Below are 19,968 nucleotides of genomic sequence, written 5' to 3'. Positions count from 1 at the left end.
GGTCAGACGGCTGGTTGGGGACTTAGGATGGCGCGCTCCGGCCATCCGCGGATCCCGCCCCACCCGGGACCGCCCGACCCCGCGCCGCGTGCACGTTTCCCCCCACCGGCGCTGCGACGATGGATTCCCAGACCTCACAGTCATCGCAGACACCCCAGGTACCTCCGCAACCTCATACGTTCCAGGTCGACCTGCGCGGTCTGGTGGACCTCCTCTCCCATCACCTCTACTCCAGCCCCAAGGTCTATCTGCGCGAACTGCTCCAGAACGCGGTGGACGCGATCACGGCCCGGCGGGCCGAACAGCCGGACGCCCCGGCCCGGGTGCGGTTGCACGCCGAGAACGGCGCCCTGCGGGTCGAGGACTCCGGGATCGGGCTCACCGAGGCGGACGTGCACGACCTGCTGGCCACCATCGGACGCAGCTCCAAGCGGGCCGAGGGCCTCCAGGAGGTGCGCTCCGAATTCCTCGGGCAGTTCGGCATCGGTCTGCTCGCCTGTTTCGTGGTGGCCGAGCGGATCCGGGTGGTCAGCCGCAGCGCCCGGACGCCGGACGCGCCGCCCGTGGAGTGGACGGCGAGCGACGACGGTTCGTACCGGGTACGGACGCTGCCCCACGACGCCCGTCCGGAGCCGGGGACCACCGTGCACCTGGTGGCGCGGGCGGGTGCCGGCGAGTGGCTCACGCCCGAGCGGGTCCTGCGGCTCGCCCGGGACTTCGGCTCCCTGCTGCCGTACGACGTCCGGGTCGGCGACGAGGCGGTCACCGATCTGCCCGCGCCCTGGGACCGGCCCTACCCCTCCCCCGCCACCCGCAGGGTGGCCCTGGCCCGGCACTGTCACGAGCTGTTCGGTTTCACCCCGCTGGACTCGATCGAGCTGAACGTTCCGCTGGCCGGGATCCGGGGCGTGGCGTACGTCCTTCCCTCGGCGGTCAGTCCCGCCCAGCGGGCGACGCATCGCGTGCATCTCAAGGGCATGCTGCTGACCGAGCGGGCCGAACAGCTGCTGCCGGACTGGGCGTTCTTCGTGCGCTGCGTCCTGGACACCGACAGCCTGCGGCCCACGGCCTCGCGCGAGTCGCTGTACGAGGACGAGACGCTGGCCGCGGTCCGGGAGGCGCTCGGTGAGCGGATCCGGTCCTGGCTGACCGGTCTGGCGGCCGGGGATCCGGAACGGCTCGCGGCCTTCCTGTCCGTGCACCACCTGGGCGTGAAGTCGCTCGCGCGGCACGACACGGACATGCTGCGCACGATGCTGCCCTGGCTGCCGTTCGAGACGACCGACGGGCGGCTGTCGCTGGAGGAGTTCGCGCGGCGGCACGCGGTGGTGCACTTCACGCGGACCGTCGAGGAGTACCGGCAGGTGGCGCCGATCGCCTCCGCGCAGGGCGTCGGGGTGGTCAACGGCGGCTACACGTACGACAGCGACCTGGTCGAGGCGCTGCCCTCGGTGCGGCCGGGGACGGTCGTCGCGGAGCTGGACGCGGACACCGTCACCGCCCACATGGACCTGGTCGATCCGGCGGAGGAGCTGGCGCTGTCCGGCTTCCTGGCGGCCGCGCGGGCCAGGCTCGATCCACTGGGCTGCGACGTGGTCCTGCGCGCGTTCCGGCCGCTGTCCGTGCCCGCGCTGCACCTGGACGACCGGGGCGCCCGGCACGAGCAGGCACGGGCGGAGGCCGAGGACCGCGCCGACGACCTGTGGGCCGGCATCCTCGGCTCGCTGCGCGGCAGCGCCCCACGCGCGCGTCTGGTGGTGAACCATCTCAACCCGCTGGTACGGCGGATCGGTTCGCTGGGCGATCCGGAACTGATCGGCACCGCCACCGAGTCCCTGTACGGGCAGGCGCTGCTGATGGCCCAGCGGCCGCTCAGGCCCGCGGACTCGGCGCTGCTGAACCGGGCCTTCATGGGCCTGCTGGAGTGGGCCACGAACGGCGAGGAGGGCCGCTGATGAGCGGGGTCGACGGGATCGACGGCAACCACGGGGTCACGGCCTTCGACGCGCTGCGCCGGGCGATGGCGGAGAACGCCGAGGAGCCGGAGGGGCCCGCCCGCAACGCGCGCGCGGAACAGCTGCTCGCCGAGGCCGAGAAGCTGAACATCCCGCTCGCGGTCGTCGAGGCGCTCGGACACCAGCTGAAGGTCTACAACTACAGCTCCGAGAAGGCCAAGATGTTCGTCCCCTTCGCGCGGCTGCTGCGCATGTGGGACGAGCGCCCCGAGGACTTCGACGCGTACGAGACGCACTCGCTGCACTGGGTCTTCAAGTGGATGACGGCCGGCATGCTCGACCAGCCGCACATCCCGCTCGCCGCCGTCGAGAAGTGGCTCGGCGAGATGGAGCACCGCTACCGGCTGGCCGGGCACTCCGAACGGGCCGTGCGCAGCGCCGAGTACAGCGTGGCCGCGCACGTCGGGGACCTGGAGCGGGCGGGGCGCGCGTACGCCGCGTGGCTGGCCGCCGACCGGGACAGCATGGCCGACTGCCACGCCTGCGAGCTGCACGAGCAGGGCTGGTGGCAGGCGCAGCGCGGGCGGGACGAGGAGGCGCTCGACCTGTGGGCGCCGGTCCTGGAGGGCGAGTTCAGCTGCGCCCACGAGCCGCACGCGGCCCTCGCCTCCTCCCTCACGCCGTTGCTGCGCCTGGGCCGCCTCGACGAGGCGCGCGCCAACCACCTGCGGGGCTTCCGGCTCGTGCGGTCCATGGAGAGCATGCGCGGCGCCTACGCGGACCATGTCGAGTTCTGCGCGCTCAGCGGCAACGAGGCACGGGCTCTGGAGCTGCTCGCGGAGCGTCCCGCGTACTTCACGGACGACGGCCATCCGCGCAGCAGGCTGGACTTCATGGCCGTGGTGGCGCTGCTCATGGACCGTCTCGTCGAGCTCGGTCCGGGCGACCGGCCGGTGCCGGGGCCCGCGGGCCGGTCCTGGACCGCCGCCGAACTCGCCGCCCACGCGCGCGAGGAGGCCCTCGCGCTGGCCGCCCGCTTCGACGAGCGCAACGGCACGGCTCACGTCAGCGAGCGGGCACGCGCGCGTATGGCGCAGCGCCCGCTGGTGGAACGGCTCCCGCTGGGAGTACGGACGGTCACCGTTCCCGTGGTGACGTCTCCGGCCCCCACGACCGCCCAGGAGCCCGATCTGCCCGCACTGGTCGCCGAGGCCCGCCGGCTGTCGGACACCCTCCAGCCGAACGCCGTCGAGGCGTGGGCGGCGGTCGCACGGGCCGCCGAGGGCATCGAGCTGGACCCGCGCGACCGGGCCGAGATCGCCGACCACGAGGCCATGGACCTGGGCCCCGCGGGCCTCGAACTGTTCGAGCGAGCCGCCGAGTTGTACGCGGAGGCGGGCGACCCGGGCGAGGCGCTGGCCGCACACGCGCGTGCCGCGTACGTGCGCGCGCTGGAGGGCGAGGTGGACGAGGCGCTCGCGGCGGTCGCCGGGCCGTACGACGAGATCCTCGCGCTCTACTCCGGGGACGGCACCGGCGTACGGCAGACGGCGTCGGTGCTGATGTCCCGGGCGCGGATCCTGATGCGGCGGGTGCACGAGGGCGACGACGAGGCGTTCCTGACCGACGCCGAGTCGGCCGTACGGGAGGTGCTCGCCCTCGTCGAGGGCCGGACCGGGGACGACGTGCGGCTCGCCGCGCGGGTCGCCGAGGCGCAGGCGATGCTGGCGGAGCTGGCCGTGCGGACCGGGGACGTGCAGGGGGCGGCGGAGCTGTTCGGGTGGGCCGCGGCGGGGTTCGTGGAGGCGGGACTGCCGTGGTTCGCGGTGGAGTACGAGGCCAGGCTGGCCGGGCTCCTGCACCACCTGGGCGACCTGGGCGGGACGGAACGAGCGCTGCGGGCGGCGCTGGAGCACGGCGGACCGCACCTGGAGGCGGTCGGGCGGGCCCAGCTGCGTCTCCAGCTCGCCGAGGTCGTCGGCGGCCGGGGGCTCGCCGAGGAGGCCGCCGACCATGCCCTGGAGGCCGCTCACTGGGCCGACGAGGCCGGGGAGGGGCCGACGCTGGGCGCCCTGGCCCGGCACCAGCTGGGCGGGCTCCTGGTGCGTCTCGGCCGGTGGGCCGAGGCCGCGGAGGTGCTGGAGTCGGCGCTGCCCGACCTGAGCGCCGAGAGCCACGGCGAGGGAGCGGTCGTCCAGACGCAGTGGTGGCTCGGCGACTGTCTGAGCGAGCTGGGCGAGCACCGGGAGGCGGCCGAACGGCGTCTCCAGGCCGCCGAGATCGCCCGGCACTGGCCCGAGCAGCACGACCACGCCACCCTCGCCCATCTCGCCGCCGAGTCGCTCGGGGCCGCGGGGCTGCCCGCCGAGGCCGACCGGGCGTACGCGCGCGCGGGCTCGCTGTGGCGGGAGCTCGGCAACGTGCACGGCCTCGTCCGCTCCCTGCGGGCCCGCGCCTGGCTCGCGCTGCGCGCTGAGGACGGGGCGCAGGCGGCACGGCAGTTGATGGCGGACGCGGTCCGGGAGTGCGAGGACGCACTGGGTGACGCGGAGGCCGACGAGGCGGCGCGGCAGCGGCTGGTCGGCGAACTCGGGCACACGCACCGGCAGTTCGGGGACCTCATCGCTCGCTGCGTGTCCGAGGACGCCGAGGACGACTCGATCCGGGCGGTGCTGGAGGAGGCGCTGGCCCAGGTGGTGGAGGCGGTGGTCGTGTTCGCCTCGCTCGGGGACGACGCCCTGGACGCCCGGACCGGTGCCGAACTCGCGGCGGGCTGGCTGGCGATCGACCTGGGCCGGCCGACGGAGGCGGCGGCACGCGCGCGTGCCGTGCTCGACTCCTACGGCGACTCCTACGACGACGCGGACGGGGCCGACGGGGCCGACGGGACGGCACAGGCGCGGCGGGCCGAGGCGGGGCAACTGCTGGAGCTCATGGAGGGGCAGAACAACTGATTGCCCATGGGTTCTACTCGACCCCGATGAGCAGCAGGGCCCCCTGCCGCCCGCCCCGGTACACCACGGTGTCCACGGCGAGGTACGACTCCCGTACGCGCGCCTCCAGGCGGTCGGCGACGGCCTCGGGGGCCTCGTCGCCCACGACGAGGGTGACCAGCTCGCCGCCGGCCGAGAGCATGCGGTCCAGGACGGCCTCGGCGGTGACGGTGACGTCCGAGCCGATCACCGCCACGTCCCCGTCGATGAGCCCGAGGACGTCACCGGCCTGGCAGATGCCGGCCATGGTCCAGGACTGGCGTTCGGCGACGGTGACCTCGGCGTACCGGGTCGCGCCGGCCGCCGAGGTCATCTGGACGACGTCCTCGTCGAACCGGCGCTCCGGTTCGTGCACGGCGAGCGCCGCGATGCCCTGGACCGCGGAGCGGGTCGGGATCAGCGCGACCCGGATGCCCTCCGTGCGGGCCTGCTCGGCCGCGGCGGCGGCGGTGTGGCGCAGCTCGGCGTCATTGGGCAGCAGCACGACCTCGCGCGCGTGGGCCCGTCGTACCGCCTCCACGAGCTCCCCGCTCGCGGGCGGCTCCCCGGGGCGGGCGAGCACGGTGGTCGCGCCGGCCTCGGCGTACAGCCCGGCCAGGCCCGCACCGGGCACGACGGCGACGACGGCCCGCTGGGCGCGCTCGCGGGGCGGCCGCTCGGCGCCGGTGGTGTGCACGTCACCGAGGCCGAAGTGCGTGATGCGGATCCGGTACGGCCGCCCGGCCTCGACGCCCGCCTCCAGGGCGGCGCCCGCGTCGTCGACGTGCACATGGACGTTCCACAGTCCGTCGCCGCCGACCACCACGAGGGAGTCCCCGAGCGCGTCGAGCCGCTCCCGCAGCCGTGCGACGGCGGTGTCGTCGGCCTCCAGGAGGTAGATCACCTCGAAGGCGGGGCCCGCGGTGTGCGGGGGGTCGTCGCACTCTTCGGGGGAGGCCGGGGAGGAGTCTGTGGGGACCTCCGGGGACGCTCCGCTCGCCACCGGCACCGCCCTGGGCGCCTCCCCCGTGAACGTCTCCACCAGCGCCCCGAGCACCGCCACCAGCCCCCGCCCGCCGGCGTCCACCACTCCGGCCCGCTCCAGGACGGCCAGCTGGCCGGGTGTCGCGGCGAGGGCGGCGCGCGCCCCGTCGTAGGCGGCCCGGGCGACCGTCCCGCAGTCGCCCTCCGCTGCCCCGGCCGCGTCGGCGGCGGCCGAGGCGACCGTGAGGACCGTGCCCTCGACGGGGTGGGCGACGGCCTGGCGGGCGGAGTCGGCGGCGTGCCGCAGGGCGAGCCCGAGTCCCTCGCCGTCCGTGTGAGTCGTCTCACCGTCGGCGGCGAGCACCTGGGCCATGCCCCGCAGCAGCTGGGCGAGGATCGTGCCCGAGTTGCCGCGGGCGCCTATGAGGGCTCCGTGCGCCATCGCGCGCGCGGCGTCGGCGAGCGACGGTTTCCCCTGGCCATGGGCGTCGTGGGCCTCGAAGACGGCCTCCACGGCCGCGGCCGCCGACTCCGCCGTCAGATAGAGGTTGGTGCCGGTGTCCCCGTCGGCGACCGGGTAGACGTTGATCGCGTCGATCTCCTCGCGCGCCCGGCCCAGCGCCCGCAGCGCGAGACCGCACCAGGTGCGCACCGCGAGAGCATCGAAGAATGTCTGCGGCACCTGCGCCACCTGCGCCTCCTCGGGCTGCTGGACTGGACGCAGCGTAGACCCCGGGCGGGTGTCCACCGGAAGAGGGCCGGGAGTGGGTGCCTGGTCAGCCATGGTAGTTTCGTTCTACTGGCGCAGTCGTTGTATGCTGCTCCGGTTGCCCGATCTGATCGGGCCATTCCCCCTGGCAGTGCCACTCAGATCCCTGATCCTACGATCTTCGATCCCGGCTTGCCGGGATCCGACCGTAAGTGCATCTGAAGTCTTTGGAGTGACCCGTGGCTGCCAACTGCGACGTCTGCGGCAAGGGGCCGGGCTTCGGCAACAACATCTCGCACTCGCACCGCCGTACGTCCCGTCGCTGGAACCCGAACATCCAGCGCGTCCGTACCGTGGTCGGCGGGACGCCGAAGCGCGTCAACGCTTGCACCTCGTGCATCAAGGCCGGCAAGGTCTCGCGCTGAGGCACAGCTAAGCGCGCGGCCACTGCTGGTTCGCTGCACTGAGCCGGTCCACCGAGAGGTGGGCCGGCTTTTTGCCGTGCCCGTGTACTACCTGCCCATGTACTACCTGCCCGTGTACTACGTGCCCGCGGACTACGCGCCCGCCGGCCGACGGAACCGCCATCCGTGATCCACAGGACCGATCCCGCCGCCGAGCGCGAACCCGGCGGCGATCGCGCCGGTGACGTACTCCTTGGCGGCCGTCACTGCCTCCGGCACGGACTGTCCCTTCGCGAGCTGCGCGGCGATCGCGGAGGCCAGGGTGCAGCCGGTGCCGTGGGTGTGCCGGTTGTCGTGGCGGGGCGCGCGCAGCCAGTGCTCCGCGGAGCCGTCGGTGAGCAGGTCGACGGCGTCGCCGGTCAGATGTCCGCCCTTGATGAGCACCCACTTCGGCCCGTACGACAGGACGGCGTCGGCGGCGTCTCGCAGATGGGACTCCGACTCGACCCGGACGCCGGTGAGCTGGGTCACCTCGTCGAGGTTCGGGGTGGCGACGGTGGCCACCGGGAGCAGCCGCCGCCGGACGGAGTCCAGGGCGGACGAGGCCAGCAGCGAGTCGCCGTGCTTGGAGACACCGACCGGGTCGATCACCGCCGGGGCGTCGGTGGCGCCGATCAACTCGGCCACCGCCTCGACGAGTTCGGCCGAGGCGAGCATCCCGGTCTTGACGGCCTGGACACCGATGTCGTCCACGACACTGCGGTACTGGGCCCGCACCGCCTCGACCGGCAGCTCCCAGGCGCCCTGTACGCCGAGGGAGTTCTGCGCGGTGACGGCCGTGACGACACTCATGCCGTGCACGCCGAGCGCGAGCATGGTCTTCAGGTCGGCCTGGATTCCGGCGCCCCCGCCGGAGTCGGAGCCCGCCACCGTGAGCACCAGGGGCTTCACGACTCGATGTCCCCGCCGAAGTGGTCCCAGCCGCCCTTGCTGGTCCAGGGCGCCCCGTCGACCGTCACCTGGGGCAGCGCCGAGGGGTTGAGGACCTCGCCGATGACCTTCCAGCGGGCGGGCAGTTTCACGTCCTGCGGGAAGGTCGCCACGATCGCGTGGTCCTCTCCCCCGGTCAGCACCCACTGGATGGGGTCGACACCGACGGCCTGCCCGATGTCGTGCATCTGGGTCGGGATGTCGATCGCGCCGGAGCGGACGTCGATGCGGACCTTGCTGGCCTCGGCGATGTGTCCCAGGTCGGCGATCAGTCCGTCGCTCACGTCGCACATCGCGGTCGCGCCGAGCGCGGCGGCGGCCGGGCCCGCGTGGTACGGCGGCTCGGGGCGCCGGTGTGCCTCGACGAACGCGCGCGGTGAGCGGAAGCCGCGGGCGAGCACCGCGTACCCGGCGGCCGACCAGCCCAGCCAGCCGGTCACCGCCACCAGGTCGCCGGGCTGGGCGCCGCCCCGGGTCACCGGCTCCTGGCCCCGCAGATCACCGAGGGCGGTGATGGAGACCATGATCGTGTCCCCTCGTACGACGTCCCCGCCGACCACCGACGCGCCCGCGACCTGGCACTCGTCGCGCAGCCCGTCCATGAGCTCCGAGGGCCAGGTCACGGGGAGTTCGGCGGGCACGACCAGGCCGAGCAGCAGCGCGGTCGGCACGGCGCCCATGGCGGCGATGTCCGCGAGGTTCTGCGCGGCCGCCTTGCGGCCGACGTCGTAGGCCGTGGACCAGTCGCGGCGGAAGTGCCGGCCCTCCAGAAGGATGTCGGTGCTCGCCACGACCCTGCGGTCGGGCGCGGCGACCACCGCGGCGTCGTCGCCGGGACCCACCCGGACCGCCGGGGTGGTGGTGAGACGGGAGGTGAGCTCCCTGATGAGCCCGAACTCGCCGAGCTCACCAACAGTGCCCTTCATTGCCCTTACGCCCCTTCTGTGCCGTGCCGTGCCCGGTCGCGCGTCATCAGTGTCCTCGATACGGTCGAGGGGACCGTGAACTTCTGTCCTGTCCGCACCCCGGCACCGGTGTCCGCGTCCCCGCGGGTCTCCCCGCGACGAGCGGCGACGCGATACCGTGGCGTTCCTTTTCCCCACATGATCCTCGTGGCCGCCCTGGAGGTTCCGTGGTACAGGCGTACATCCTGATCCAGACAGATGTCGGCAAGGCGTCGACCGTCGCCGAGACGATCGGCAAGATTCCTGGAGTCATCCAGGCCGAGGACGTGACAGGACCGTATGACGTGATCGTCCGCGCACAGGCCGACACCGTGGACGACCTGGGCCGGATGGTGGTCGCCAAGGTCCAGCAGGTGGACGGCATCACGCGTACCCTGACCTGCCCGGTCGTCCATCTGTAGCCCCCGTCTACCCTTGGCCGGTGAACTTCTTCCCTCACCGGCCTCTCGGCTTGTCCGCGCTCGCCCTGCTGATCACGGTCGCGGGCTGCTCCTCCGCAGACGACAGCGCGTCGGCGGCGGTTCCCTCGCCGGGGGCGGGCGTCACGAAGCTGTGCCGAGAGCTGGACCGGGTACTGCCGTCCAAGGTCGACGACCAGGACCGTCGGGATCCCGAGCCCGCGTCCACGCTGACCGCGGGCTGGGGTGACCCGGCGATCATACTGCGGTGCGGTGTCCAGCGGCCCTCGAAGATGGACGATCCGGAGGCCGACGGGGTCGAGGTCGACGGGGTCGGCTGGCTGCTGCAGAAGCAGGACAACGGGTCGTTCCGGTTCACCACGACCCTGCGCAAGGCATACGTCGAGGTGACGATCCCCGAGGACCGCACAAAGAACGGCATGGCGCCGCTGGTGGACCTGGCGCCCGGCATAAAGAAGGCGATCCCCGAAGGGATCGCCGACTAGCCGCCTACACCGGCTACCGCAGCCCCGTCCGCCTGCGCAGTGCCGCCTGGATCAGCCGGTCCACCAGCTCGGGGTAGCCGATCCCGCTCTTCTCCCACATCTGCGGGTACATCGAGATCGGCGTGAAGCCGGGGAGCGTGTTGATCTCGTTGATCACGAACTCGCCGTCCTCGGTGAGGAAGAAGTCCGCGCGGACCAGGCCCTCGCAGGAGGCCGCCTCGAAGGCGTCGACCGCGAGCTGCTGCACCTCGGCCGTCTCCTCGGGCGTGAGCGGCGCCGGCACGATGCCCGGGGTCGAGTCGATGTACTTCGCCTCGAAGTCGTAGTACGCGTGCTCCTGCGGCGGGGGGATCTCGGCCGGGACCGACGCGCGCGGGCCGTCCTCGAACTCCAGGACACCGCACTCGATCTCGCGGCCCCGCAGCGCCGCCTCGACCAGGATCTTCGGGTCGTGGCTCTGCGCCTCGGCGATCGCCTCGTCGAGGCCGGAGAGGTCGTCGACCTTGGTGATGCCGATCGACGAACCCGCGCGGGCGGGCTTCACGAAGAGCGGCCAGCCGTGCTCGCCCGCGAAGTCGACGATCTTCTTGCGGGCCGCGGACTCGTCCCGCTCCCACTCGCGGGGCCGGATCACCACGTACGGGCCGACCTTGAGCCCGAAGGAGGTGAACACCCGCTTCATGTACTCCTTGTCCTGCCCGACGGCCGAGGCGAGCACGCCCGAGCCGACGTACGGGACGCCGGAGAGCTCCAGGAGGCCCTGGAGGGTGCCGTCCTCGCCGTAGGGGCCGTGCAGGACGGGGAAGACGACGTCGACCTCACCGAGCGCCTTGGGCACCGATCCGGGCTCGCTGTAGACGACTTCGCGGTTCGCGGGGTCCACGGGGAGCACCACACCGCCCTCGCCCGACTCGGCGAGCTCCTCGACGCTCGGCGTACGGCGCTCGGTGATCGCCATGCGTTCCGGTTCGTCGGCGGTGAGCGCCCAGCGGCCGTCCTTGGTGATGCCGATCGGCAGGACGTCGTACCTGGTCCGGTCGATGGCCCGCAGGACGGCGCCGGCGGTGACCACGGAGATCCCGTGTTCGGAGCTGCGCCCGCCGAACACGACGGCCACGCGCGGCTTGCGAGGCGGCTGCTCAGGGCTCTGGGGGAGGTTCTCGGTGCTCATATCGCGTTGAGAGTACCCGTTGGTAGTGCCCTGATACAGCGCCCACCCCTGCGGCGAACGAGGCAAAAAGCGGCCTCGTGGCTCAGTGTCGCTCGGGCTTCGCGCTGCGCGACATCAGCTCCTTGACGGCGACCACCGGGGACTTGCCCTCGTGCACGATCCCGACGACCGTCTCGGTGATCGGCATGTCGACGCCGTGCCTGCGGGCGAGATCCAGCACGGACTCGCAGGACTTGACGCCCTCCGCGGTCTGCCGGGTGACCGCGATGGTCTCCTGCAGGGTCATGCCCTTGCCGAGGTTGGTGCCGAAGGTGTGGTTGCGCGACAGCGGCGAGGAGCAGGTCGCCACCAGGTCGCCGAGGCCGGCGAGTCCGGAGAACGTCAGCGGGTCGGCGCCCATGGCGAGTCCGAGCCGGGTCGTCTCCGCGAGACCGCGTGTGATGAGCGAGCCCTTGGCGTTGTCGCCGAGTCCCATGCCGTCCGCGATGCCGACGGCGAGACCGATGACGTTCTTCACGGCGCCGCCCAGTTCGCAGCCCACCACGTCCGTGTTGGTGTAGGGGCGGAAGTACGGCGTGTGGCAGACGGCCTGCAGGCGCCGGGCCACCGCCTCGTCGGTGCAGGCGACCACGGCGGCGGCCGGCATCCGGGCGGCGATCTCCCGCGCGAGGTTGGGTCCGGTGACCACGGCGATGCGGTCGGCGCCGACCTTCGCGACGTCCTCGATCACCTCGCTCATCCGCATGGCGGAGCCGAGCTCGACGCCCTTCATGAGGGAGACGAGGACGGTGTCGGGCGCGAGCAGCGGGGTCCACTCGGCGAGGTTGGCGCGCAGGGTCTGCGAGGGAATCGACAGGATCGTGAAGTCGGCGCCGGCGGCGGCCTCGGCGGGATCCGTGGTCGCCCTGATCCCCTGCGGGAGCTCCACCCCGGGGAAGTAGTCGGGGTTCGTCCGGCCGGAGTTGATGGCATCGGCGACCTCCGGACGGCGTGCCCAGAGGGTGACCTCGCAGCCCGCGTCGGCGAGCACGACACCGAAGGCCGTACCCCATGAACCGGCGCTGAGAACCGCCGCCTTGACGGGTGTGCTCACTTGCTCTTCTCCCCCTCGTGACCGTTCTGCGCCCGGGTCCGGCGGCGCTGCTCGATCCGCTCACGGCGCGGGTCGTACGCCGCCTCGGGCGCCTTCTCGCCGCGGATCAACTCCAGCTGGGCGGTGACGGCGGCCATGATGACCTCGGTGGCCTCCTTCAGGAGGTCCGGGGTCATCTCCTTGCCGTAGAACGGCGACAGGTCCACGGGCGGCCCCGCGAGGACGTGCGAGGTCTTGCGCGGCAGGACGTGCAGCTTCTTGGCGTACGGCGGCAGCAGTTCGTTGGCGCCCCACTGGGCGACCGGGACCACCGGGCACTTGGTCTGCAGGGCCACGCGCGCGGCGCCGGTCTTGCCGACCATGGGCCACTGGGCGGGGTCCCGGGTGATGGTGCCCTCGGGGTAGAACGCGACGCATTCGCCGCGTTCCACGGCCTCGATGGCGGCCCGGAAGGCGCTGAGCGCGTCGGTGGTCTCGCGGTAGACGGGAATCTGCCCCGTGCCGCGCATCATGACGCCGACGAATCCCTTGTTGAAAAGACCGCTCTTCGCGAGGAATCGCGGAACGCGGCCGGTGTTGTACTGGAAGTGCGCGTACGCGAGGGGATCGATGTGCGAATTGTGGTTGACCGCGGTGATAAATCCGCCGTCAGCCGGAATGTGCTCCATTCCACGCCAGTCCCGCTTGAGCAGAACCATGAGCGGCGGTTTGGCGATCACCGCTGCCAGGCGGTACCAGAAGCCGATTCTGCGGCGGGACACGCGGACACCTTCCTCTAGGGCCTGGGGGGCCGCACAAGTGTCGCCCCGGGCCGTCTGTCTGTCGAGAACACCGTACGCCCCGCCACCGACACCGCCAGATGGGGCGCGTGACGACTGAGTGACAATGGCGGCGAGAAGAGAAGGACGGAACGCTGGTGCAGTGGACGTTGGTCATCCCCCTCAAACCCCTGGCGCGGGCCAAGAGCAGGCTCTCGGACACCGCCGACGACGGGGTGCGCCCGGGTCTGGCCCTCGCCTTTGCCCAGGACACCGTGGCGGCCGCGCTGGCCTGCCCGGCGGTCGGGGATGTGGCGGTCGTCACGGACGACGCCCTCGCCGGCCGGGAACTCGCGGCCCTGGGCGCCCGCATCGTCTCCGACGAGCCCCGAGGGGGCCTGAACGCGGCCCTCGCGCACGCGGCGGCCGTCGTCCGCTCGACGCGTCCCGAAAGCGCCCTCGCGGCCCTGAACGCCGATCTTCCGGCGCTACGCCCCCTGGAATTGGCCCGGGTTCTGGACGCCGCCGCACAATTCCCGCGCGCTTTCCTCGCGGACGCCGCGGCAATCGGCACCACTCTGCTGGCGGCCCGGGGCGACGCGGAATTGCGTCCCGCCTTCGGCCCCGATTCACGGGCACGACACCGGGCCTCGGGAGCGGCGGAACTCCCCCTCACCGAGGTCGATTCCGTACGACAGGACGTGGACACCGGCGAGGACCTGCGGGCCGCGCTCGCGCTCGGGGTGGGCCCCCGGACGGCCGCCGCCGCGGCGCGGTTGCTGATTCCCGGGCAGTAGGCTGCGGCCATGCAGGCGACCGCGTACACGTACGACCCCGAAAGCCGCAGTGGGCAGGTGCTTCTCGACGACGGCACCCCCGTGCCCTTCGACGCGCCGGCGTTCGACGCGGGCGGTCTGAGGCTGCTGCGTCCCGGACAGCGCGTGCGGATCGAGATGACCGGGGACAAGGTCACCCTGGTGACCCTCCAGACCTTCTGAGACCCCCTTGCACACGCCGCGGGCCGGACTCCGATGCGGAGTCCGGCCCGGCGCGTGAGTGCCCCTGTGCCCTTACCTCTTGCGGGCCGTGGCCTTCTTGGCGGTGGTGGTGCGAGCCGCGGACTTCTTGGCGGGCGCCTTCTTGGCGGTCGCCTTCTTCGCCGGGGCGCTCTTGGCCGTCGTCTTCTTGGCGGCGCTCTTGTTCGCGGCCGTGGTCTTGGCGGCGGTGCCGGTCGCCTTCTTGGCGGGGGCCTTCTTCGCCGTCGTCTTCTTGGCCGTGGCCGTGGTCTTCTTGGCCGTCGTCTTCTTGGCGGTGGCCGTGGTCTTCTTGGCCGCGGCGCTCCTGGCGGTGGTGGCCTTCTTCGCGGCCGCCTTCTTGACCGTGGCCGAAGCGCCGCCGGTCAGGCTGCCCTTGGGCGCCTTCTTGACCGCGACGTCGTTCTTCGGGAGCTTCTTCGTGCCGCTCACCAGGTCCTTGAAGCCCTGGCCCGCGCGGAAGCGGGGAACGGACGTCTTCTTGACCCGAACCCGCTCGCCGGTCTGGGGGTTGCGGGCGTAACGGGCCGGCCGGTCGACCTTCTCGAACGAACCGAAGCCGGTGACCGAGACCCGGTCGCCCGCGACCGTCGCGCGGACGATGGCGTCCAGGACCGCGTCGACCGCGTCGGCGGCCTGCTGGCGGCCACCCACCTTGTCGGCAATCGCTTCTACGAGCTGCGCCTTGTTCACGTCTTCCCCTTCGGAGACATCGCCCGAACGAAACTGTTCAGGCTTTTTCGCACGTTAGGCAGATATATACCGCAAATCAAACACGAAACGGGCTTATCACCCTTGTGCCGCAACGAACTCGACTGCTCTGGACTTGTTCAGCGTTCCTCTTCCGGGATTCGCCCCGCGTCGAGGTCGGCCATGAACCCCTCCAGACGCCTTGTCGCTTCGACGACGTCGTGCTTGGCCGCGGCCGTAATGACCAGCAGCTTCCGGGTCAGCGCCATCCGTACGCCCTCCGGGACTTGCAGTGCGCGCACTCTTGCGTGCGCTTCCTTCAGTTGGTCCGCGACTGCCGCATAGAGCTCGAGTTGGCCGTCGTGTTCCATGCACAGATTGTGCCATCTGGGGCGAGTTGTCGCCTGCTAGGGGTGCAACTGCCGCCTCAAACGGCCTTCCAGGCACATCCGGAAGTCACGGCTACAAGGGACGCGTACCCCGACAACACCCGCCGTAACGTGGGAAGTTGAGCGGGCGTGTCGCGCGGTACGAGGCCGTCCGGAGGCAGACACGGCCGTACCCCCGATCGGGCTGATCGGGGGTACGGCAGGGGTGTTGAGGTGGCCGAAACTCGACCTGTTCAGTTGCTCCGAAGGAGGGGCGCCGTCACGTCTGCAGCGTGCGCGGCTTGTAGGAGGGCCGCTTGGCCTCGTACGCGGCGATGTCGGGCTCGTTCTGGAGGGTGATGGAGATGTCGTCCAGGCCGTTCAGCAGCCGCCAACGGGCGTTCTCGTCGAGTTCGAAGGCGGCGGTGATGCCCTCGGCGCGCACCTCGCGGGCCTCGAGGTCGACCGTGATCTCGGCCGTGGGGTCCTTCTCCGTGAGCTCCTGCAGCGCGTCCACGATCTTCTGCTCGAGAACCACCGTGAGCAGGCCGTTCTTGAGCGAGTTGCCGCGGAAGATGTCGGCGAAGCGGGAGGAGATCACGGCCTTGAAGCCGTAGTTCTGCAGCGCCCACACCGCGTGCTCACGGGAGGAGCCGGTGCCGAAGTCGGGGCCGGCGACCAGGACCGTGGCGCCCTTGCGCTCGGGCTGGTTGAGGATGAATTTCCCGTCCTTGCGCCAGGCCTCGAACAGCCCGTCCTCGAAACCGTCCCGGGTCACCTTCTTGAGCCAGTGAGCAGGGATGATCTGGTCGGTGTCGACGTTGGAACGGCGCAGCGGGACGGCTCGGCCGGTGTGCGTGGTGAATGCTTCCATGGCTATCGGACTCCAGCGGCGACAGGGGCGTCGGACAGGTCGGCGGGCGAGGCCAGATGGCCCAGCACGGCGGTCGCGGCGGCGACCTGCGGCGACACCAGGTGCGTACGACCGCCCTTGCCCTGCCGGCCCTCGAAGTTGCGGTTGGAGGTGGACGCGGAGCGCTCACCGGGGGCCAGCTGGTCGGGGTTCATGCCCAGGCACATCGAGCAGCCCGCGTGCCGCCATTCGGCGCCGGCCTCCTTGAAGACGACGTCCAGGCCCTCGGAGACGGCCTGCAGACCGACCCGCGCGGAGCCCGGGACGACCAGCATCCGTACGCCGTCGGCGACTTTGCGGCCCTTGACGAGCTCGGCGGCGGCGCGCAGGTCCTCGATACGGCCGTTGGTGCACGAACCTACGAAGACGGTGTCGACCTTGATGGAGGTGAGCGGCTGGCCGGCCTCCAACCCCATGTATTCCAGGGCCTTTTCGGCGGCGTGGCGCTCCGAAGCGTCTTCGTACGAAGCAGGGTCGGGGACGTTCGCCGAAAGCGGCGCTCCCTGGCCCGGGTTGGTGCCCCAGGTGACGAACGGCGCCAGCTCGTCGGCCTTGATGACGACCTCGGCGTCGAACTCGGCGTCCTCGTCCGTCTTCAAGGTCTTCCAGTACGCGACGGCCGCGTCCCAGTCCTCGCCCTTGGGTGCGTGCGGGCGGCCCTCGAGGTAGTCGAAGGTGGTCTGGTCGGGGGCGATCATGCCCGCGCGGGCGCCGGCCTCGATCGACATGTTGCAGATGGTCATGCGGGCTTCCATCGAGAGCTTCTCGATGGCGGAGCCGCGGTACTCCAGGACGTAGCCCTGGCCGCCGCCGGTGCCGATCCTGGCGATGATCGCGAGGATCAGGTCCTTGGCGGTGACGCCGTCGGGCAGTTCGCCGTCGACCGTGATGGCCATGGTCTTCGGGCGGACCAGCGGCAGTGTCTGGGTGGCCAGCACGTGCTCCACCTGGGAGGTGCCGATGCCGAAGGCCAGGCCGCCGAAGGCGCCGTGCGTGGAGGTGTGGGAGTCACCGCACACGACCGTCATACCGGGCTGGGTCAGACCCAGCTGCGGGCCGACGACGTGCACGACACCCTGCTCGACGTCGCCCAGCGGGTGCAGCCGCACGCCGAAGTCGGCGCAGTTCTTGCGCAGCGTCTCCAGCTGGACCCGGGAGACCGGGTCGGCGATGGGCTTGTCGATGTCGAGGGTCGGGGTGTTGTGGTCCTCGGTGGCGATGGTCAGGTCGAGACGCCGCACCTGGCGACCGCTCTTGCGCAGTCCGTCGAAGGCCTGCGGGCTGGTCACCTCGTGCAGCAGGTGCAGATCGATGAAGAGGAGGTCGGGCTCGCCCTCGGCGCGCCGGACGACGTGGTCGTCCCAGACCTTCTCCGCGAGTGTCCTACCCATCGCTTTCCCTCCGGTCGGCCAGAGCTGCGCCGACCCAACTAGAAGCTCTTGTGGAGGCGACGCCCATGGCCCCTGTTCCCGGGCACCCGCCGCCAGGCCCGTTGGTCTGCGGGCCGCTGTGCCTACAAGGGTTGCGCGTCTCACGAAAAAAGGAACTTGCGTTTCACAGAGTGAGACGTGAGTATCGTTTCATGGACAACAGTAGCGGCGTCGGCGTTCTGGACAAGGCAGCCCTTGTGCTGAGCGCTCTGGAGTCCGGACCCGCCACCCTCGCAGGACTGGTCGCGGCCACCGGACTGGCACGACCCACGGCCCACCGGCTGGCCGTGGCTCTGGAACACCACCGCATGGTGGCACGCGACATGCAGGGCCGTTTCATTCTCGGCCCGCGCCTCGCCGAGCTGGCCGCGGCCGCCGGCGAGGACCGCCTCCTCGCGACGGCCGGCCCGGTGCTCACGCATCTGCGGGACATCACCGGCGAGAGCGCGCAGCTCTACCGCCGCCAGGGCGACATGCGCATCTGCGTCGCCGCGGCCGAGCGCCTGTCGGGCCTCAGAGACACGGTGCCGGTCGGCTCGACGCTCACCATGAAGGCGGGCTCCTCGGCACAGATCCTGATGGCCTGGGAGGAGCCGGAGCGCCTGCACCGCGGCCTCCAGGGCGCCCGCTTCACGGCCACCGCCCTCTCGGGCGTACGGCGGCGCGGCTGGGCCCAGTCCATCGGCGAGCGCGAGCCGGGCGTCGCCTCCGTCTCCGCACCGGTACGCGGCCCGTCCAACCGCGTGGTGGCCGCCGTCTCGGTCTCCGGCCCGATCGAGCGCCTGACCCGTCACCCGGGCCGCATGCACGCCCAGGCGGTCATCGACGCCGCCGCCCGCCTCTCCGAGGCACTGCGCCGCACGGGCTGAGGAGGACTCCCTCGGAACGAGACCGGCCTCAACGCCGCGGCAGGTCTTGTACCGACGGGAAGATGCCCCACCCAGGGGCGCGGGGAACTGCGCGCCCAACCCCCACCGGCCGTCAGCCGTCCGACCCGCCGTCGCGGCTGGTCGAGCAGTTCCCCGCGCCCCTAGGGAGTCACACTCCCGGACTTGTGGGCGAACCGCTCCTTCGCGGACCGCCCCCTGCGCTCCACCGGAACCTGCCCGTGCGCGGCCGCCAGTCCGAACGCCGGCATGTCCGCGTAGATCGACTCGTACGACCCCTCCGGCACCACGTACGCCTCGTGCCACAGGCCCACGTGCTGACGCGCCTTCCCCGCCTTCTCCTTGCGGTTGATCATCGCCCACGCCCGGTGGTGGAACATCTCAGGCGAGTGCGCGTACGCGTACAGCTTCTCCTTCGACTCCCAGTACTGGACGACGTAGTACGTCCGCGGTGAGGCCGTCAGCAGGACGTGCGAGAGCAGTCCCCGCTCCGGCGCCCGCTGCAACTCCCGCAGCATCCGCGGCATGGCCAGGAGGACCGGCCCCCAGTGGTGCACGGCCCAGAAGTGGTTGATGCGCATGCCGATCAGCAGGACGACCACGTCTCCCTGCGTGGACGCGGTGGTGCGGCCTGCGGTGACCTTCATCCCGAGCATGGGACCCCCTCGTTGGCGAGCTGCACTATCCGATGGCGACTGGTTGGATAGTGCCGGTATCCGAGAGGGGGCACAAGAGATGCGACTGGCCCAACTCAGCGAGCGCAGCGGTGTGTCCGCCGCGACGATCAAGTACTACCTGCGCGAAGGGCTGTTGCCGCCGGGCCGCCAGATCAACGCCACGACGGCCGACTACGACGAGGACCATCTGCGCCGACTGCGGCTGGTGCGGGCGATGATCCAGGTCGGCAAGGTGCCGGTGGCCACGGTCAGGGAGGTGCTGGGACACGTCGACGACGACTCCCTGCCCCGCGCGATGCGCCTGGGCGCGGCGGTCTGGGCGCTGCCGCAGGTGCCGGAGCCGGACGCGGACGACGAGTTCATGCGGGGCGCACGGGCCGCGATGGAGGAGTTGCTCAGGACGCTGGGGTGGTCCCACGCCCAGGCCATGACGAGCGTCTCCCCCTCGTTCCGCTCCCTGGTGGTGGCGGCGGCCGCGCTGCGCCGGCTCGGCTACGACTGGAGCCCCGAAATGCTCGTGCCGTACGCGCGGTTGATGCGTCAGGTGGCCGAGCTGGACATGGCGTTCATGGAGTCGCATGGGTCGGAGGCCGAGAAGGCCGAGGTCGCGGTGCTGGGCGCGGTGCTCGTCGAGCCGATGCTCCGGGCACTGCACCGGCTGGCCCAGGAGGAGGAGTCGACGCGGAGATACGGTCTCGAATGAACCCGGGACGCAGCGAAGGCCCTCCGCCTGAGCGAAGAGCCTTCAACCTGTACCCCCGACCGGATTCGAACCGGCGCTACCGCCTTGAGAGGGCGGCGTGCTAGGCCGCTACACAACGGGGGCCCTAGCGATCCTGCACGCGTTTAATTTACAACGCCGCAGGTCCGAGCTGGTCTACCTGGACTCGAACCAAGAATGACGGTACCAGAAACCGTAGTGTTGCCAATTACACCATAGACCATTGCAATTTAAACTACTGCGTACCCCCGACCGGATTCGAACCGGCGCTACCGCCTTGAGAGGGCGGCGTGCTAGGCCGCTACACAACGGGGGCTTTGCGGAGCTGGATCTCCGCGATGCA

20 protein-coding genes and 3 tRNA genes are annotated in these 19,968 nt (G+C 71.4%); 9 read left to right on the top strand and 14 right to left on the bottom strand.

Features of this window, described 5'->3' with window-relative positions:
- The first annotated feature begins 119 nt into the window (after positions 1-119).
- Positions 120-1,955 (top strand): HSP90 family protein, encoded by a 1,836-nt coding sequence (locus ACFVYN_RS24075; RefSeq protein WP_390001701.1) that lies wholly within the window; start codon positions 120-122, stop codon positions 1,953-1,955.
- Positions 1,955-4,909, top strand: coding sequence for a tetratricopeptide repeat protein (locus ACFVYN_RS24070; protein ID WP_390001699.1), 2,955 nt, complete (start codon positions 1,955-1,957; stop codon positions 4,907-4,909). The genes ACFVYN_RS24075 and ACFVYN_RS24070 overlap by 1 nt, the downstream gene beginning before the upstream one ends.
- A 13-nt stretch (positions 4,910-4,922) precedes the next feature.
- Here the strand turns inward: ACFVYN_RS24070 and ACFVYN_RS24065 are convergent, their stop codons facing one another.
- Entirely contained in the window at positions 4,923-6,602 is a 1,680-nt protein-coding gene (locus ACFVYN_RS24065; protein WP_390001807.1) for a DAK2 domain-containing protein, read from the bottom strand.
- Between the two features lie 257 nt (positions 6,603-6,859).
- Here ACFVYN_RS24065 and rpmB point away from each other — a divergent pair, with 257 nt between their 5' ends.
- Positions 6,860-7,045 (top strand): 50S ribosomal protein L28, encoded by a 186-nt coding sequence (gene rpmB / locus ACFVYN_RS24060; RefSeq protein ID WP_003993230.1) that lies wholly within the window; start codon positions 6,860-6,862, stop codon positions 7,043-7,045.
- Positions 7,046-7,177: 132 nt separating this feature from the next.
- On the opposite strand, the gene thiD is transcribed toward rpmB, so the two are convergent.
- A complete protein-coding gene (gene thiD, locus ACFVYN_RS24055; RefSeq protein WP_390001697.1) occupies positions 7,178-7,975 on the bottom strand; it encodes a bifunctional hydroxymethylpyrimidine kinase/phosphomethylpyrimidine kinase in 798 nt (265 codons plus the stop codon).
- The gene (locus tag ACFVYN_RS24050; protein WP_390001695.1) at positions 7,972-8,940 is read right to left on the bottom strand and encodes a thiamine-phosphate kinase; all 969 of its coding nucleotides are present in this window, start codon (positions 8,938-8,940) and stop codon (positions 7,972-7,974) included. The genes thiD and ACFVYN_RS24050 overlap by 4 nt, the downstream gene beginning before the upstream one ends.
- Before the next feature lie 206 nt (positions 8,941-9,146).
- Between ACFVYN_RS24050 and ACFVYN_RS24045 the strand changes: the two genes are divergently transcribed.
- Complete coding sequence (locus ACFVYN_RS24045; protein WP_390001693.1) at positions 9,147-9,380, top strand: Lrp/AsnC family transcriptional regulator; 234 nt, start codon at positions 9,147-9,149, stop codon at positions 9,378-9,380.
- Between the two features lie 20 nt (positions 9,381-9,400).
- The gene (locus ACFVYN_RS24040; protein WP_390001691.1) at positions 9,401-9,883 is read left to right on the top strand and encodes a DUF3515 domain-containing protein; all 483 of its coding nucleotides are present in this window, start codon (positions 9,401-9,403) and stop codon (positions 9,881-9,883) included.
- 13 nt (positions 9,884-9,896) lie between these two features.
- On the opposite strand, the gene ACFVYN_RS24035 is transcribed toward ACFVYN_RS24040, so the two are convergent.
- The 3 genes from ACFVYN_RS24035 to ACFVYN_RS24025 all read right to left on the bottom strand — a co-directional run bounded on the left by ACFVYN_RS24035 (position 9,897) and on the right by ACFVYN_RS24025 (position 12,908).
- Positions 9,897-11,054, bottom strand: a complete 1,158-nt coding sequence (locus ACFVYN_RS24035; protein WP_390001690.1) for a D-alanine--D-alanine ligase family protein — start codon at positions 11,052-11,054, stop codon at positions 9,897-9,899.
- Between the two features lie 82 nt (positions 11,055-11,136).
- Positions 11,137-12,147 (bottom strand): NAD(P)H-dependent glycerol-3-phosphate dehydrogenase, encoded by a 1,011-nt coding sequence (locus ACFVYN_RS24030; RefSeq protein ID WP_390001688.1) that lies wholly within the window; start codon positions 12,145-12,147, stop codon positions 11,137-11,139.
- Positions 12,144-12,908 (bottom strand): lysophospholipid acyltransferase family protein, encoded by a 765-nt coding sequence (locus ACFVYN_RS24025; RefSeq protein ID WP_390001686.1) that lies wholly within the window; start codon positions 12,906-12,908, stop codon positions 12,144-12,146. The genes ACFVYN_RS24030 and ACFVYN_RS24025 overlap by 4 nt, the downstream gene beginning before the upstream one ends.
- A gap of 155 nt (positions 12,909-13,063) precedes the next feature.
- On the opposite strand from ACFVYN_RS24025, the gene cofC reads away from it, so the two are divergent.
- Positions 13,064-13,702, top strand: a complete 639-nt coding sequence (gene cofC, locus ACFVYN_RS24020) for a 2-phospho-L-lactate guanylyltransferase (protein WP_390001685.1) — start codon at positions 13,064-13,066, stop codon at positions 13,700-13,702.
- 9 nt (positions 13,703-13,711) lie between these two features.
- Positions 13,712-13,903, top strand: a complete 192-nt coding sequence (locus ACFVYN_RS24015; RefSeq protein ID WP_352389395.1) for a hypothetical protein — start codon at positions 13,712-13,714, stop codon at positions 13,901-13,903.
- A 72-nt stretch (positions 13,904-13,975) separates the two neighbouring features.
- On the opposite strand, the gene ACFVYN_RS24010 is transcribed toward ACFVYN_RS24015, so the two are convergent.
- From ACFVYN_RS24010 to leuC, 4 genes are all read right to left on the bottom strand, one after another.
- A complete protein-coding gene (locus ACFVYN_RS24010; RefSeq protein WP_390001683.1) occupies positions 13,976-14,632 on the bottom strand; it encodes an HU family DNA-binding protein in 657 nt (218 codons plus the stop codon).
- A gap of 137 nt (positions 14,633-14,769) precedes the next feature.
- Positions 14,770-15,000, bottom strand: a complete 231-nt coding sequence (locus tag ACFVYN_RS24005) for a hypothetical protein (RefSeq protein ID WP_007384922.1) — start codon at positions 14,998-15,000, stop codon at positions 14,770-14,772.
- 277 nt (positions 15,001-15,277) lie between these two features.
- Positions 15,278-15,871 carry a 3-isopropylmalate dehydratase small subunit gene (gene leuD, locus ACFVYN_RS24000; RefSeq protein ID WP_390001681.1) on the bottom strand — a complete coding sequence of 198 codons (594 nt, stop codon included), beginning with the start codon at positions 15,869-15,871 and terminating at the stop codon, positions 15,278-15,280.
- A gap of 2 nt (positions 15,872-15,873) precedes the next feature.
- Complete coding sequence (leuC, locus tag ACFVYN_RS23995) at positions 15,874-17,301, bottom strand: 3-isopropylmalate dehydratase large subunit (RefSeq protein ID WP_390001679.1); 1,428 nt, start codon at positions 17,299-17,301, stop codon at positions 15,874-15,876.
- A gap of 191 nt (positions 17,302-17,492) precedes the next feature.
- Here leuC and ndgR point away from each other — a divergent pair, with 191 nt between their 5' ends.
- Entirely contained in the window at positions 17,493-18,209 is a 717-nt protein-coding gene (ndgR, locus tag ACFVYN_RS23990; RefSeq protein ID WP_007384919.1) for an IclR family transcriptional regulator NdgR, read from the top strand.
- 161 nt (positions 18,210-18,370) lie between these two features.
- Here the strand turns inward: ndgR and ACFVYN_RS23985 are convergent, their stop codons facing one another.
- On the bottom strand, positions 18,371-18,883 hold the full coding sequence (locus tag ACFVYN_RS23985) for a DUF4188 domain-containing protein (RefSeq protein ID WP_390001677.1): 513 nt from the start codon (positions 18,881-18,883) through the stop codon (positions 18,371-18,373).
- A 79-nt stretch (positions 18,884-18,962) separates the two neighbouring features.
- Between ACFVYN_RS23985 and ACFVYN_RS23980 the strand changes: the two genes are divergently transcribed.
- Positions 18,963-19,607, top strand: coding sequence for a MerR family transcriptional regulator (locus ACFVYN_RS23980; RefSeq protein ID WP_390001675.1), 645 nt, complete (start codon positions 18,963-18,965; stop codon positions 19,605-19,607).
- Positions 19,608-19,657: 50 nt separating this feature from the next.
- Here the strand turns inward: ACFVYN_RS23980 and ACFVYN_RS23975 are convergent.
- From ACFVYN_RS23975 to ACFVYN_RS23965, 3 genes are all read right to left on the bottom strand, one after another.
- Positions 19,658-19,730, bottom strand: a tRNA-Glu gene (locus ACFVYN_RS23975).
- 46 nt (positions 19,731-19,776) lie between these two features.
- Positions 19,777-19,848 (bottom strand) — tRNA-Gln (locus ACFVYN_RS23970).
- A 20-nt stretch (positions 19,849-19,868) separates the two neighbouring features.
- Positions 19,869-19,941, bottom strand: a tRNA-Glu gene (locus tag ACFVYN_RS23965).
- Positions 19,942-19,968 lie beyond the last annotated feature (27 nt).

Source organism: Streptomyces sp. NPDC058307 (genome assembly GCF_042880295.1).
Lineage (GTDB): Bacteria > Actinomycetota > Actinomycetes > Streptomycetales > Streptomycetaceae > Streptomyces.
The sequence above is the reverse complement of the archived record's forward strand: the minus strand, read 5'-3'. Positions and strand labels throughout refer to the sequence as shown.